Origin of the sequence: Amycolatopsis azurea DSM 43854 (assembly GCF_001995215.1) — a bacterium.
GTDB classification, from domain to species: domain Bacteria; phylum Actinomycetota; class Actinomycetes; order Mycobacteriales; family Pseudonocardiaceae; genus Amycolatopsis; species Amycolatopsis azurea.
Map to the genome: position 1 here is coordinate 34,097 of NZ_MUXN01000019.1, position 13,332 is coordinate 47,428.

Here is a 13,332-nt window from a genome sequence, read left to right on the forward strand (position 1 = left end):
CGGCGGTGGGGCGCTTCGGCGCCCCACCGTGTTTCACGTGCCGGGCCAGTTGAACCCCTGCCGGGACCCCGCCGGACCGAGGTCGGCTCGATCCCGTCGTCGGGACGATCTTCGCTGGAAACAGCGCTGTAACGTCTCGGTGCTGTGCTTGCCGCCGGATGAGTGGCAATATGCGTGCTCTCGACACATGGGAACTACAAGGAGTGACGACGTGGCCCGATTCAAAGCGCTCGCCCTGATCCCGGCGCTCGCCCTAGCCGCGGGTGCGCTGTCCGCTTGCGGTGAGGAAGGTGGGCAGGGCACCGCGGCCGGTGGCGTCCAGCTCGTCGCTTCCGGCAAGCTCACCACCTGCACGCACCTGCCCTACCAGCCGTTCCAGGTCAAGCAGGGTGACAAGATCGTCGGCTTCGACGTCGACCTGGTCGACCTCGTGGCGAAGAAGCTGGGTGTCGAGCAGAGCATCGTCGACATCGCCTTCGAGAACATCGAGTCCGGCGAGGCGATGAACACCGGTCAGTGCGACCTCGCCGCCGCCGGGATGACGATCAATGACAAGCGCAAGGCGAAGTTCGCCTTCTCCGACCCGTACTTCGAGGCGTCGCAGGCGCTGCTGGTCAAGACCGGTTCGCCGATCAAGGACCTGAGCAACGTCGCCGGCAAGAAGATCGGTGTCCAGTCGGCCACCACCGGTGCCGACTACGCCAAGGAAAAGGCCGCCGGCGCCGAGATCGTCACCTTCGACGACCTCGCGCTGCTGGAGCAGGCGGTCAAGAGCGGCCAGATCGACGCGGGCGTCAACGACAACGGCGTGCTCTACGACTTCGTGAAGACGAACCCCGACACCACCGTCGTGACGGAGTTCAAGACGAACGAGTTCTACGGAATCGGCATGAAGACGGGCAACACCGCCCTCCTCACCCAGGTCAACGAGGTCCTCAAGGCCTCGGTCACCGACGGCTCGTACGCGCAGATCTACCAGAAGTGGTTCGGCAAGGCGCCGACCTGGCAGCCGGGCAGCCCGGCCGCCGGTTGATAATCCGTCCTCTGTGGCCGGTGCCCAGTGCACCGGCCACAGGCTTGTCACCACCTGTTTGAGGAGTGAAATGGCACTGAGCCGCCGCCAGCGACGCTCGGCGTTCCGGTGGGCGCAGTACGCGCTGCTGCTGGTGATCGTCGTGGTGTTCGCGTTCCTGGCCGACTGGGGACGGCTGGGCAAGGCGTTCTTCGATCTCGACGTCGCCGCGAAGCAGTTCCCGGACGTCATCACGGTCGCACTGAAGAACACCATCATCTTCACCGCGCTGGGCTTCGCGCTCGGCCTCGGCCTCGGCCTCCTGCTCGCGCTGATGAGACTGTCCTCGGTCGGCCCGTACCGCTGGTTCGCGCGCGGGTACATCGAATTCTTCCGCGGCCTGCCCGCGCTACTGATCTTCCTGGCGGTCGGTGTCGGGGTGCCGATCGCCTTCCCGAACGTGTTCCTGCCGCGGAACGTGTCGATCATGCTGGCGCTGGGCATCGTGTCGTCGGCCTACATGGCGGAGACCATTCGCGCCGGCATCCAGGCGGTGCCGCGCGGACAGGTCGAAGCCGCGCGTTCGCTCGGCATGTCGCCCGCGCGCACGATGATCACCGTCGTGATCCCGCAGGCGTTCCGGATCATCCTGCCGCCGCTGGCCAACGAGCTGATCATGCTGACAAAGGACTCGTCGCTGGCGTTCCTGCTCGGCACCACGCCCGCGCAACAGGAACTGGCGCAGTTCAGCCGTCAGGCGCTGCTGGAGGCCAAGGGGCTGACGCCGATCGTCGTCGCCGGGCTGTGTTATCTGGTCATCACCATCCCGCTGTCGATCCTGCAACAGCGGCTAGAGAAGAAATACGGAGCCGGAGTGCCCGGCGGAGGAACGGTATGAGCGGCCAGACGATCGTCGAGGTTTCGGGACTGCACAAGGCGTTCGGCGAACTCGAGGTACTCAAGGGCATCGACCTGCGAGTCGAACGCGGTCAGGTCGTCTGCATCATCGGCCCGTCGGGTTCGGGCAAGTCGACGCTGCTGCGCTGCGTCAACCTCCTCGAGGAACCGCAGCAGGGCAAGATCGTCGTCAACGGCAGCGAGATCACCGATCCGGACGTCGACATCGACGGCGCCCGCACGAAGATCGGCATGGTCTTCCAGTCGTTCAACCTCTTCTCGCACCTGAGCGTGCTCGACAACCTCACGGTCGCGCAGCGCAAGGTTTTGAAGCGCGGCAAGGACGAGGCGGAGCGCGTCGCGCGGGACAACCTCGCGAAGGTTGGGTTGGCAGAGAAGGAGTCTTCGCTGCCGACGCAGCTGTCCGGTGGACAGCAGCAGCGCGTCGCGATCGCCAGGGCGCTGTCGATGGACCCGGACGTCATGCTGTTCGACGAACCGACGTCGGCGCTCGACCCCGAGCTTGTCGGTGACGTGCTCGCTGTCATGCGCCAGCTCGCGCAGGAGGGCATGACGATGCTCGTCGTCACGCACGAGATGCAGTTCGCCCGCGAGGTGGCCGACATCGTGCTGTTCATGGACGGCGGCGTCGTCGTCGAACAGGGCGCGCCGGACCAGGTCATCGGCGACCCGCAAGAGGAACGCACGAAGACGTTCCTCTCACGGGTGCTCAACCCCAACCACCAGGGCTAGCGGCCCCGGAGCTGAGACTCCAGCTGGACGACCTTCGAGGCGATGTCGTGCGGCCCGGCGCCCATGAGGCTCACCCAGCCCTTGGCGTCCGGGCCGAACACGACGCGGCCCTGTTCGGTGTCCATCCAGCCCGGTGGCCGCTCGACGCGTTTCCGGTTACCGCCGCCGTCACGGATGGCGACGTACAGCCTGCCGAAGAAGGTGTGCGGCGATCGGATCCACTGGAGGACCTTCTTGGCGTCGCGGATGCTCGGGCCGGCGCCCGTCAGCATCTCGCCCTTCATGAGGATTTGCAGGTCGGCTTCCGAGCAGTTCAAGGACGGCGTGCGCGCGCCCGGCGCCTCGGGAAGCAGAGCGGTGAAATCCTGCGGGAGCGTGTCCGGCCGGGTCGGCTTCAGGTAGACGACCTTGTCGACGAGGACGACCGTGACCGCCTCGCGGCCACTGCCCGCGGCGCGAACGGTCCGTTCACGCCCCTCCGACTTCACCCACGAGTAGTACTCGACCGCCGGCCGCTGCAGGAACCGCAGCGTGTCAAGGAATTCGTCGTCGATCCGGCCGCGCCGGAGCAGTCCTTGTCCGTCCAATTCGGACTGCGCGGTCGCGGCCAGCTGGCGGCGCTCCTCGGGCAGGTACCACTGCGCGCCGCGCACGAGCGTCGGGTGGATGTCGCCGAGATTGTGGTGGTCCAGCAGGGTTTCGTAGGTCTGGAGCGTCAGTTCGACGGGTTTCTGGAGCACGTCACGCGCCGATCACCGGCGGAACCGGCTTGTCGCCGTCGTAGCCGCCGAAAAGTGAGTCGCCGTCCTCTTCCTGCAACGTGATCTTGCGCTGGTGCTCCTCGTCCTCGCCGCCCTTGCCACCTTTGCCGCCACCCATGCCGCCGCCACCCATGCCCGGCGCGCCAGGACGTCCCGCCCCCGCGCCGCCCGCCGGTGTCCCGCCGGGTCCGCGCATCGCGCCCTCGCCGGGCATGCCGCCGGCGCCGACGCCGCGACCAGGCCCCATGCTGCCCGGACCGCCCGTCGAACCACCCGGACCGAAACCGCCGCCAGGCCCGAATCCGCCGCTGAATCCGTCCGTCCCCGGGCCGAATCCACCGCCGCCACCTCCCGGGCCACCCCCGGGTCCGCCGCTTCCGGGCCCGAACACGGGCGGCCGGAACTCACCCGGCCGCATCCCAGGCGGGGTCTTCACCGAGGAAAGATCGGTCCCGTCGTTCGGCCGCCGGACCGGTTGCTGCGGAGGCTGCGGCATCCTCGGCGGCTGCGGAATCTGCGGCGGCCGCGGCGCCTGATACCCCTCGGCCCCCGGCGGCGCGCTGTACGAACTCGGGCCGCCGGTGTATCCACCGGGTCCACCATGTCGTCCGCCGGTGTCGCCATGGCCGCCGGTGAACCCGCTGACCTTCGTCCCGGGATCGATCGGATCCGCCGTGATCGGCCCCGACGAGACGTTCGGATCGTGCGCGGCCGGGTAAACCGGCGCGAGCGAGGACTGCCGCGGCTGGGTGCTCTGGTAGTACGGCTCGTAGATCTCGACGTTGTGCTTGGTGTCCGCGTCGAACTTCGCGGCCGCGATCTCGTCGTCACTCGCGCCGATGGACACGATGTCCTCAGGCCCGCTGTCCCCCGCGCGCTCCTTCTCGACCGGGCGAACGTTGCCGCGCGTGTAGTGGAAGGAGGCGTTCTGGTCGTACATCGACTGACGGGCGCGGTCCATGTTCTCGCCCGCGATCTTGGAGGTCGCGATGAGCGGGGCGAGGCCCGCTGCTCCGCTGTCGGCGGCTTTGCCCTTCCAGAAGGAACTCAACGCCGTCTGGCTGTTCTCCATCGCTGTACTGAACTTGTGGTGGAAATCCATCAACTTGTGCGAGGCGACCTGGGCCTTGTCAAGAGTTTCCGTCGTCGAGGGATTGGCGTTGAGTTTGGTGAAGATCTCCCATCCGCTGTAGGTCATGGCCTAAGCTCCTTTGAGCTTCTTGATCGCCGCGGAAGCGACCTTGGTGGCCAAACCGCAGGGATCCGACAACATGGGATTACCAGTGGCCAGGAGCGGCGTGACCGTGTAGGTGAGATCGTCGCGAACGCCCACGGCGAGCACGCACCGCCCCTTTCCTTCTCCGCCGTTGTCGTAGATGACACCCGGATATCCTTCGATCGAGTCGATCGGCTTGAAAGTGGACAGCCCACCCTGCGCATGTTTTGCGTAAAGGCTGCTCAGCCCATCTTTGTTTCCAGGTAGAAGGCCCGCGGTCACGCTGCTCGGGCCCGCTTCGAAGATCCAACCGCAGCTTTTGCCGAAGGTCCCGTCGTCGACCTCCGTCTTTTCGACCTTTCCACCGATTTCCTCGATCTGGGTGGTGGCCACCGTGCTGCAGGGATCTGATTCGGCCTGGGCGGTATTCAGAATCGGGTTCGTCACGCCAGGGGCGCCGTTGGCCGGGAGCCGGGCAGAGGGAGGTGCTGTCGGGGCGGCTGAGGTCGCATTGCCCGTCTTCGGATCGCTGCATCCGCTGAGAAGCAGCAGGGTTCCCACTGCGGTTACGGACACGATCTTCCAAGCGTGGTGCATCAATCGGCCTTCCCGATCCGGCGGAGCGCGTCGATGGCTGCTTGATCCTGATTTTGGTAAGCAGTCCGAATTTGCCTCAAAGTGTCCAGGTAGGAGTTCGTGTAGTCCCAAGCCCCTTGCATGAAGGCCTGGTAGGCAGTGCCTGAGTTGTTCGCCGCGACCGTATAGCCCTCACTGCCTACTTCATGACCCGGCGGCTGGATCTGATTCAGTACGTCGGCTTCGCGTCGTGCCTTCCGGAAGTCGTTTTCCAGGCAGTCTTCGAGAGACTTGATCACCTTGTCCATGGCCTCGGGATCGAACTCCCAACCACCGTTCGCCGAGGCCGACGCGAAATCAGCCTGCGCCTGCCCCTTGCCCAGCTCGCCGTAGTTCGGCGGCGGGCCCGGTGGTGGTGGCGCCGCGGTGGCGCCCTGGATCAGCCCCGACCCCGGCGGCGGTGCCTGCGGCGGCGTCGTGTTGAGCTGGTTGTAGACCCCCTGAGGGCCACTTCCCGGTCCTGTCATGTCGTGCCTCCCCGCACGGGCCGCGATGGGGTGCGGCCTACCCGTAGTTCACCACTGACTCCAACCGGTGACGATAGCAGCAGGTAGATCGCTGATCAGCTGTTCCGCGAAAGATCACCATCGAAAGATGGGACGATCAGAGCGGCCTGGCCTGAAAGAGGTAATTGTCCGGTCAGGTCCCCTCACCTTCGCCGCCGTTGGCGTAGATCGCCGCGGGATACCCGTTGATCGGGGCCACCGGCTTGAAGGTGGTGAGACCGCCTCGGGCGTTTTGCGCGTATAGCTAGCTCAACTCATCTTTATTGCCGGTGACAAGGCCGCCGCTCACGGTACTTGGCGATTCTTGGAAGACCCAGGCGCAGGCGTTGCCCATAGTCAACTGCTCCAGGTGTGAGCGCTTGACCTTGCCGCCGATCGCCTCGATCTCCCCCGTCGGGACGGCGCTGCACGGATCAGCCTCGACGGCCGCGGTACTGGTGATCGGGTCGGCCACCGCCGGCGCCCCATCGGACGGAAGCCGCGCCGAGGACGGTGCGCTCGTCACCGCAGTACCAGCTGTCTCAGTGCCGCAACCGCCGGCCAAGAGCGATGCCGCGGCCGCCAAGAGCAAGAAACGCTTCATGTCGTGCCTCCCCGCACGGGTCGCGAAGGGCGCGACCTACCCGTAGTCCACTGCTGACTCCGGTGCGTGACCGTAGCAGCGAAAAGCGACCCAGGCGGCGAGTCCGGCCAAGATCACCGAAGCGGACGCGAACGGCCTGGTCCGGAACCCGCGATGGCCGTTCCGCCGTCGCGGTCCGGTGACAGGTTCGGGTCTGATGTCCTGGCCCACTTGCGAATCCCGAGGGTGATCGGCTTCGCTTGTGACCGGGGAACGACGGGGGAGGGAAGCGAGACGATGCCGGGCTTTCGGCGCAACAACGGGCCGCGCGAACCGGGGGAAGGTGAGCCGAACGGGGACGCGTCGCTGCCGCCGCTCGACCCGTTCGACCCGAACCCGGACAAGCGGTACGAGGTTCCGGCGTCCGAGTTGATGAAGCCGGGGACGACCGGTCTGCTGCGGTGGCGCCGTCAGGCGACCAACGCGCCGATCGTGCAGGTCGAGGACGCCTACATCACCGGGACGCTCGATCTGCGCGCGGCCGACATCAAGTATCTGTTCCGGTTCGAGCGGTGCCGGTTCGAGCATCCGCCGGACGTCCGCGAGGCGCATCTGCTCGGGCTGGTGTTCCGCAAGTGCTGGCTGCCCGGACTCAAGGCGCGCAATCTCCGCACCCGCAACGACGTCCGCCTCATCCGCAGTGTCGTGCACGTCGACGCCGAGCACGAGGTCGAGGAGACGACGGTCCAGCGCGGCGACGATCGCGAGCGCGGGATGCCGAACGCGGCGGTCAACCTCACCGACGCGGTCATCGAGGGCTCGGTCGTGCTGACCCGCACGGTGATCACCCATCCACGCGGCAAGGCGATCCAGGCCGACCGGGTCAACATCGTCGGCGCGCTGCTGGCGTATCGCTTGGTGGCCAACGGAGAAGTCCGCATCCCGGGTATGCGGGCCGGCGGTAACGTCAACTTCTCGGGCGCGACGCTGAACAACCGGGATGGCTTCGCGCTCAACGGGAACGGGATCCACATCGGCGGCAGCCTGCTGTGCGAAGTGGACAACTACGGGCCCGCCGCGCAGCGGAAACGCTTCTCCGCCAGTGGGATCATGTTCCTGCCGAGCGCCACTGTGGACAGTGACGTCATTTTCCGCGAGGCCAAGCTGTCGGTGAACCAGGCCGGGCCGATCGTCGTCGACGCGTGGAAGTCGAACGACCCGTACATCGATCCGAGGCCGGCGCTGGTCGCGGATCGGTCGACGATCAACGGGAACCTCGAGTTGAGCGACGGTATGCAGGCGACCGGGACGCTGCGGATGGTCAACGCCCGGGTCGGGGGTTCGCTGCGCCTCGCCGGTGCCGAGGTCCAGGTCGTCCGCGGGCACAGCATTCCCTACTACGACCGCGCGATCCACCTCGACGGCACCACGATCGGCGGCGACCTCGAGGCGACGAGCCTGCGCGTGCCGTCCGGGCAGCTGCGCATGGCCGACATCACCATCGGTGGCAACGTTTTGGCGTGGAACTCGATGTTCCTGCACCCGCGCCGCGACGTCTTTTCCGCGCGGCGCGCGAAGATCGCGGGCAACTTCCAGCTCACCGACGCGACCGTCCAGGGCACCCTGCGGCTCCAAGGCGCCGAAGTGGGCGGCAGCGTGAACCTTTTCGGCACGAGCCTGACCGAGCCCGGGACGCGCACCCGCACCAGTTACTCGCTGGACGTCCGCACCGCGCGGATCGGCCGGGACCTGATCCTCACCGAGAACAAGGAACGCCCGTTCGTCGCGCAGGGCGGGGTCAACCTCGACGGCGCCCAGGTCGCGCGGCGCGTCGATTTTCGCGGCGCACGGCTCGGTTCCCTTTCACCGCACGGGATCGCGCTCGACGGCAGTGATGTGTCGGCCGACGAGTTCCTGCTCACGCCCGCCGTTCCGCCGGAGGGCCGGATCGTCCTGCGGCGCGCGCATTGCGGGACGCTGGGCGACAACGAGGCGTTCTGGGCGTCGACGGCCGGGATCGAGCTGGAGGATTTCCGGTACGACGCGTTGCAGGAGGACATCGCGCTCGACGACGACCGGGCGATCGACCATCGGATCGTGTTGCTGCGCAAGGCGATGGACGGTTACCGCCCGGGACCCTACGACCAGCTGGCGGCGACGCTGCGCGCGTCCGGTAATGAAGAGCACGCCTCCACGGTGCTGCTGAAGAAGCAGCAATTCCGGTACGTGGCGCTCGCGAAGGGCTTCAAGTTCTTCGGGCCCGGCGTGCGCGTGTGGAGCTGGTTGCAGCGGTCGATGGTCGGTTACGGCTTCCGTCCGGTGCGTGCGCTCGGCTGGCTGTTGACGTTGCTGGTGCTGGGAAGCCTGTGGTTCGGGCTCGGCGTCGACGACTGCGTCACCAAACCCAATCTCACGGTGAGCGGGCCGCGATGCCTGGTCAACCAGGACGACACCGGTTTGCAGTGGAACCCGGTGCTGTACACGATCGACCTCCTGGTCCCGATCGTCGACTTCGGCAACAAGTCGCGCTGGTACATGCACGGCATGGACAACTGGGTCGCGGCCGGGTTCACCGCGTCGGGCTGGGTGCTGGCGACGACGGTCGCCGCCGGTATCAGTCGTATGCTCCGTAGGGACAACTGAGGGTATTTCACATACCCTCAGTACGGAGGTATGTCATGACTGAGCCCAGCGCCACCGGAAAGATCGCGATCGCCGCCCCGCCCGAGAAGGTGTACGCCCTGGTCAGCGACCCGGGCGCGCTCGCGGGCATGGCCGAGGAGTACGAGGGACACCGCTGGGTCGGCGCGGCGGAGGGGCCCGCGGTCGGCGCCAAGTTCCGCGGCCGTAACCGGAACGGGATCCGTCGCTGGAGCACTCTCTCGACGATCACCGACGCCGAAGCGGGCAAGCGGTTCGCGTTCGAGGTGACCACGGTCGCGGGGCTTCCCGTCGCGCGCTGGCAGTACGACATCGAGGCCTCGGACGACGGCTGCGTGGCCGTGGAGAGCACGTGGGACCGGCGGCCGGGCTGGCTGCGCGGGCCGACGTCGCTGTTCACCGGGGTCTGGAAGCGGGACGACGCCAACCGGGCGAACATCGCCGCGACGCTGGCCCGGCTGAAGGCCGCCGCCGAATCCTGACCCTTACCACCACTTTTCCGAATCGCGAAGAAAGCAAGGGACCTTTGCTCTCGCCGGAGGCACATTTGGTGACCTCCTTTGCGCGAAATGACCACATGTAGTGGCCCCAAAGCGCGAACTCAAGGCATGAACGGTCCGTTCATTCCACGAACCGCGACCAGAACCCGACGTGCCGCGGCCCGCCCGCCGGTGGCGGGCCGAGCGGCTCGTCACCGAAGTCGTGCCGCAGGTATCCCCGCAGGTCGTAGCCGTAATAGGCGATGTCGGTCTGATACACCGAAAGCACCGGATATCCCGTGCTCCCGGCGATCCCGGGCAGATACCGATGCCCGCAGACCGGAACCAGCTGCGGGGCGTGCGCCAGGTGTGAGCGGGCCCGCGAAAGCGCGTCGGCGAGGTCGATCGGGCGCATGCCCCAGTCCGGCAGCCAGAAGCCGTTGTGTTCGACGTCGTACAGCACCCCGTCGACCGGCCAATCCAGCCGTTTCCGCAGCTGGTCGGGGTTGCCGCAGCGCCAGTCTGGCCAGCGGTCGCCGATCGGCACCCCGGCGGACAGGAACGTCCGGTGATCGGCGGCGAACCGGAAGCCGAAGCGTGCTTCGACGTCGTCGAGCTCGGCCTCGCTCAACCCGGGACGCACGGGTTCGGCCAAGCTCGCCTGGAGGTCGTGTGCCTCCTCGATGGTGAAGGCGTGCTCAACAGTGGACATGTGTTCGAGCGTAAATTGCGCACCGCGCAGGCGCCTTCTCTTTTAACGCCGACCGAGCGCGACGGCGAAAACGGGATGAAGAGCGCACCGTCCCGGCGGTAGCGTCCGCGAGCGTGAGCTCCGAAGACGACCCGGCCGACGGCTGGTTCCCCGAGAGTGTGGCCACGGACTACGACGACCCGGGCGGCGCGAACGCGCCCGAAGTCGTGACGTCCGCCGTGGACGTCCTCGAGGACCTCTCCGACGGCCCGGTGCTCGAGTTCGCCGTCGGGACCGGGCGGATCGCCGCGCCGCTGGCCGCGCGCGGGGTGCCCGTGAGCGGCATCGAGCTGAGCCGCGCGATGGCCGCGCGGATCGCGGACAAGCCGGGCGGTGACGCGGTCGAGGTCACGATCGGCGACATGACGAGCACCCGGGTGGCGGGCGAGTTCTCGCTGGTCTTCCTGGTGTTCAACACGATCGGCAACGTGACCACCCAGGACGGCCAGGTCGACGTCTTCCGCAACGCGGCGGCGCATCTGCGGCCGGGCGGGCTGTTCGTCGTCGAGGTGGGCGTGCCGGACCTGCGCCGCATGCCGCCCGGGCAGGACGTCGTCCCGTTCGCGATGGACCACGACGCCGGCTACGCCGGGTTCGACCAGTACGACGTGGTCACGCAGCGGTTCACGTCGAACCACGTGACCGTGGCACCGGACGGGACAGGGCGGTTCCGCCGCATCCCGTTCCGCTACGTCTGGCCCGCCGAGCTGGACCTCATGGCCCGGATCGCCGGAATGCGCCCGAAACACCGCTGGGCGGATTGGGCCCGTTCGGAATTCACCGCCGAGAGCACCGGGCACGTGTCGGTCTGGGAGAAGGCCCCTCATCACCCACATGAGGCTCCTCCCCTGGGGTGAGCTCGCCCTCTCAACGCCTGGACCTCGGAACAGAGCGGCGACCCGTGTAGTTCACTCATGGCGTGACTTCTCCACGAACGCAGTCCCGCGTGCGGGCGCCCGAGCTCGCCGGTGACGTGTGGCTCAACACCGGCGGCGAGCGGCTCACGCTCGCCGGGTTGCGCGGCCGCGTCGTCCTGCTGGACTTCTGGACCAGTGGCTGCGTGAACTGCCTGCACGTGCTGGACGAGCTGCGCCCGCTGGAGGCCGAGTTCGCCGACGTCCTGGTGACCGTCGGCGTGCATTCGCCCAAGTTCCTGCACGAGGGCGAGGCGGCCGCGATCGAGGCGGCCGTCCGCCGGTACGAGGTGCACCACCCGGTCCTCAACGACCCGAAGATGGCCACCTGGTCGCAGTACGCGGTCAAGGCGTGGCCGACGCTGGTCGTCGTCGACCCCGAGGGGTACGTCGTCCACGTCGCCGCAGGTGAGGGGCACGCCGAGGCGCTGCGCCGGGTGATCGCCGACCTCGTCGCGACCCACGAGGCCAAGGGCACGCTCCGCCGCGGCGGCAGTCCGTACGTCCCCGCCGAGGAGCAGCGCGCCGAACTGCGTTTCCCGAGCAAGGCCGTCACCACGGCCGAGGGCCGGATCCTGGTCGCCGACACCGGCAACCATTCGATCGTCGAGTTCGCGTCCGACGGCGAGACGATCATCCGCCGCTTCGGCAGCGGCAGCCGCGGCGCGCAGGACGGGCCGTTCGACCTGGCGAGCTTCACCGAGCCGTCCGGGATCACCCTGCTGCCGTACGAGGTCGCGGAGCGCGCGGGATACCACGCCGTCGTCGCCGACACCGCCGGTCACCGGCTGCGCGGGATCGACCTGATCACCGGCGAGGTCTCCACGGTCGCCGGAACCGGCCGTCAGTGGCGCGACGGCGTCGACACCGGCAAAGCGCTCGACATCGACCTCACGAGCCCCTGGGACGTCGCCTGGTGGGGCCCCGCGGGCGGGGTCGTGGTCGCCATGGCGGGCAACCACACGCTGAGCGTGTTCGAGCCGGTCTCGGGCACCATCCGCCGCTTCGCCGGCACCACTGTCGAGGGACTGCGAGACGGCGACGTCCACGAAGCGTTCTTCGCGCAGACCTCCGGTCTCACGCCGGACGGACGACGCCTGTGGCTCGCGGACGCCGAGACGTCCGCGCTGCGCTGGATCCAGCCCGAGGGCGAGTCGTTCACCGTGCACACCGCGGTCGGCGTCGACCTGTTCTCCTTCGGCCACGTCGACGGACCGGCCGACCAGGCGCTCCTCCAGCATCCGCTCGGTCTCGCCGCGCTGCCCGGCGAGACCATCGCGATCGCCGACACCTACAACGGCGCCGTCCGCCGCTACGACCCGCTCACCCGCCGGGTGACCACGCTCGCGACCGGTCTCGCGGAGCCCCAGGGTCTGCTGGTGCACGACGGCGAACTGCTGGTCGTCGAGTCGGCGGGCAACCGGATCGGACCGGTGCCGCTCGGCGAGCAGGCCGTGACCGGGGACGCGCACGCCGTCCGCCGCCCGCCGACCGTGCTGGCGCCGGGTGAGCTGGAGTTCTCCGTCGTCTTCACCCCGCCGCCCGGAGAGAAGCTCGACGACCGTTTCGGCCCGTCGACGCGGCTGGAGATCAGCGCGTCGCCGCCGGAACTGCTCGCCGAGGGCGCGGGGATCGGCACGGATCTGTTCCGCAAGCTCCGCTTCGCCGAGGGAGTCACCGGAGGCGTCCTGCAGGTCGTCGCGCAGGCCGCGAGTTGTGACGACGGAGGCGAGCACCCCGCGTGCCGCATCACCCGGCAGGACTGGGGCGTGCCGTTGCGGTTCGAAAACGGTGGAGAAAGCGTGCTGAGCCTGGTCATGGCGGGGGACCCGGGTAAGTAGAGTCGTCCTTGTGTCGGAACGGCCGAAACTCGAGATTCAGATGCTGCAGGACAGGGTGCTCGTGAAGCTGTCCCCCGAGGACGGCGAGCGCCGGAGTTCCGGCGGCATCGTCATCCCCGCGACAGCGCAAGTGGCGCGACGGCTGTCGTGGGGTGATGTACTGGGCGTGGGCAACAGTGTGCGGAACGTCAAGACCGGCGACCGGGTGCTGTTCAACCCGGACGACCAGCACGAGGTCGAGATCCAGGGCGAGGGACACCTGGTGATGCGTGAGCGGGACATCCACGCCGTGGCGACCGAACGGACCGAACACGGTACGGGGCTGTACCTGTAGCTCCGGCCC

Annotated in this window: 14 protein-coding genes; 8 read left to right on the forward strand and 6 right to left on the reverse strand. The window is 67.9% G+C overall.

The window, feature by feature from the left end; all coding sequences use genetic code 11:
* Positions 1-211 precede the first annotated feature (211 nt).
* From B0293_RS24975 to B0293_RS24985, 3 genes are all read left to right on the forward strand, one after another.
* Entirely contained in the window at positions 212-1,033 is an 822-nt protein-coding gene (locus B0293_RS24975) for a transporter substrate-binding domain-containing protein (protein ID WP_005160259.1), read from the forward strand.
* Between the two features lie 70 nt (positions 1,034-1,103).
* Entirely contained in the window at positions 1,104-1,910 is an 807-nt protein-coding gene (locus B0293_RS24980; RefSeq protein ID WP_005160261.1) for an amino acid ABC transporter permease, read from the forward strand.
* Positions 1,907-2,662: an amino acid ABC transporter ATP-binding protein gene (locus B0293_RS24985; RefSeq protein WP_005160263.1), complete on the forward strand. Its 756-nt coding sequence runs from the start codon at positions 1,907-1,909 to the stop codon at positions 2,660-2,662. The genes B0293_RS24980 and B0293_RS24985 overlap by 4 nt, the downstream gene beginning before the upstream one ends.
* Here the strand turns inward: B0293_RS24985 and B0293_RS24990 are convergent.
* The 5 genes from B0293_RS24990 to B0293_RS25010 form a co-directional block, all read right to left on the reverse strand.
* Positions 2,659-3,402, reverse strand: coding sequence for an ESX secretion-associated protein EspG (locus B0293_RS24990; RefSeq protein WP_005160264.1), 744 nt, complete (start codon positions 3,400-3,402; stop codon positions 2,659-2,661). The genes B0293_RS24985 and B0293_RS24990 overlap by 4 nt on opposite strands.
* Before the next feature lies 1 nt (position 3,403).
* The gene (locus tag B0293_RS24995) at positions 3,404-4,621 is read right to left on the reverse strand and encodes a hypothetical protein (protein WP_077241379.1); all 1,218 of its coding nucleotides are present in this window, start codon (positions 4,619-4,621) and stop codon (positions 3,404-3,406) included.
* A gap of 3 nt (positions 4,622-4,624) precedes the next feature.
* Positions 4,625-5,236: a DUF3558 domain-containing protein gene (locus tag B0293_RS25000; protein ID WP_063936681.1), complete on the reverse strand. Its 612-nt coding sequence runs from the start codon at positions 5,234-5,236 to the stop codon at positions 4,625-4,627.
* Positions 5,236-5,742: a hypothetical protein gene (locus B0293_RS25005; protein ID WP_005168599.1), complete on the reverse strand. Its 507-nt coding sequence runs from the start codon at positions 5,740-5,742 to the stop codon at positions 5,236-5,238. Before B0293_RS25005 ends, B0293_RS25000 begins: the two co-directional genes overlap by 1 nt.
* Before the next feature lie 283 nt (positions 5,743-6,025).
* Positions 6,026-6,364, reverse strand: a complete 339-nt coding sequence (locus B0293_RS25010; protein ID WP_052014648.1) for a DUF3558 family protein — start codon at positions 6,362-6,364, stop codon at positions 6,026-6,028.
* 276 nt (positions 6,365-6,640) lie between these two features.
* On the opposite strand from B0293_RS25010, the gene B0293_RS25015 reads away from it, so the two are divergent.
* Both B0293_RS25015 and B0293_RS25020 read left to right on the forward strand, forming a co-directional pair.
* Complete coding sequence (locus tag B0293_RS25015) at positions 6,641-8,986, forward strand: hypothetical protein (RefSeq protein WP_005168592.1); 2,346 nt, start codon at positions 6,641-6,643, stop codon at positions 8,984-8,986.
* A 35-nt stretch (positions 8,987-9,021) separates the two neighbouring features.
* Entirely contained in the window at positions 9,022-9,486 is a 465-nt protein-coding gene (locus B0293_RS25020) for an SRPBCC family protein (protein ID WP_005168589.1), read from the forward strand.
* Between the two features lie 139 nt (positions 9,487-9,625).
* On the opposite strand, the gene B0293_RS25025 is transcribed toward B0293_RS25020, so the two are convergent.
* Complete coding sequence (locus tag B0293_RS25025; RefSeq protein WP_005168587.1) at positions 9,626-10,195, reverse strand: hypothetical protein; 570 nt, start codon at positions 10,193-10,195, stop codon at positions 9,626-9,628.
* A gap of 113 nt (positions 10,196-10,308) precedes the next feature.
* Between B0293_RS25025 and B0293_RS25030 the strand changes: the two genes are divergently transcribed.
* From B0293_RS25030 to B0293_RS25040, 3 genes are all read left to right on the forward strand, one after another.
* The gene (locus B0293_RS25030) at positions 10,309-11,091 is read left to right on the forward strand and encodes a class I SAM-dependent DNA methyltransferase (RefSeq protein WP_005168585.1); all 783 of its coding nucleotides are present in this window, start codon (positions 10,309-10,311) and stop codon (positions 11,089-11,091) included.
* 89 nt (positions 11,092-11,180) lie between these two features.
* The gene (locus B0293_RS25035; protein ID WP_005168582.1) at positions 11,181-12,989 is read left to right on the forward strand and encodes an NHL domain-containing thioredoxin family protein; all 1,809 of its coding nucleotides are present in this window, start codon (positions 11,181-11,183) and stop codon (positions 12,987-12,989) included.
* A 40-nt stretch (positions 12,990-13,029) separates the two neighbouring features.
* Positions 13,030-13,323 (forward strand): GroES family chaperonin, encoded by a 294-nt coding sequence (locus B0293_RS25040; RefSeq protein WP_052014650.1) that lies wholly within the window; start codon positions 13,030-13,032, stop codon positions 13,321-13,323.
* Positions 13,324-13,332 lie beyond the last annotated feature (9 nt).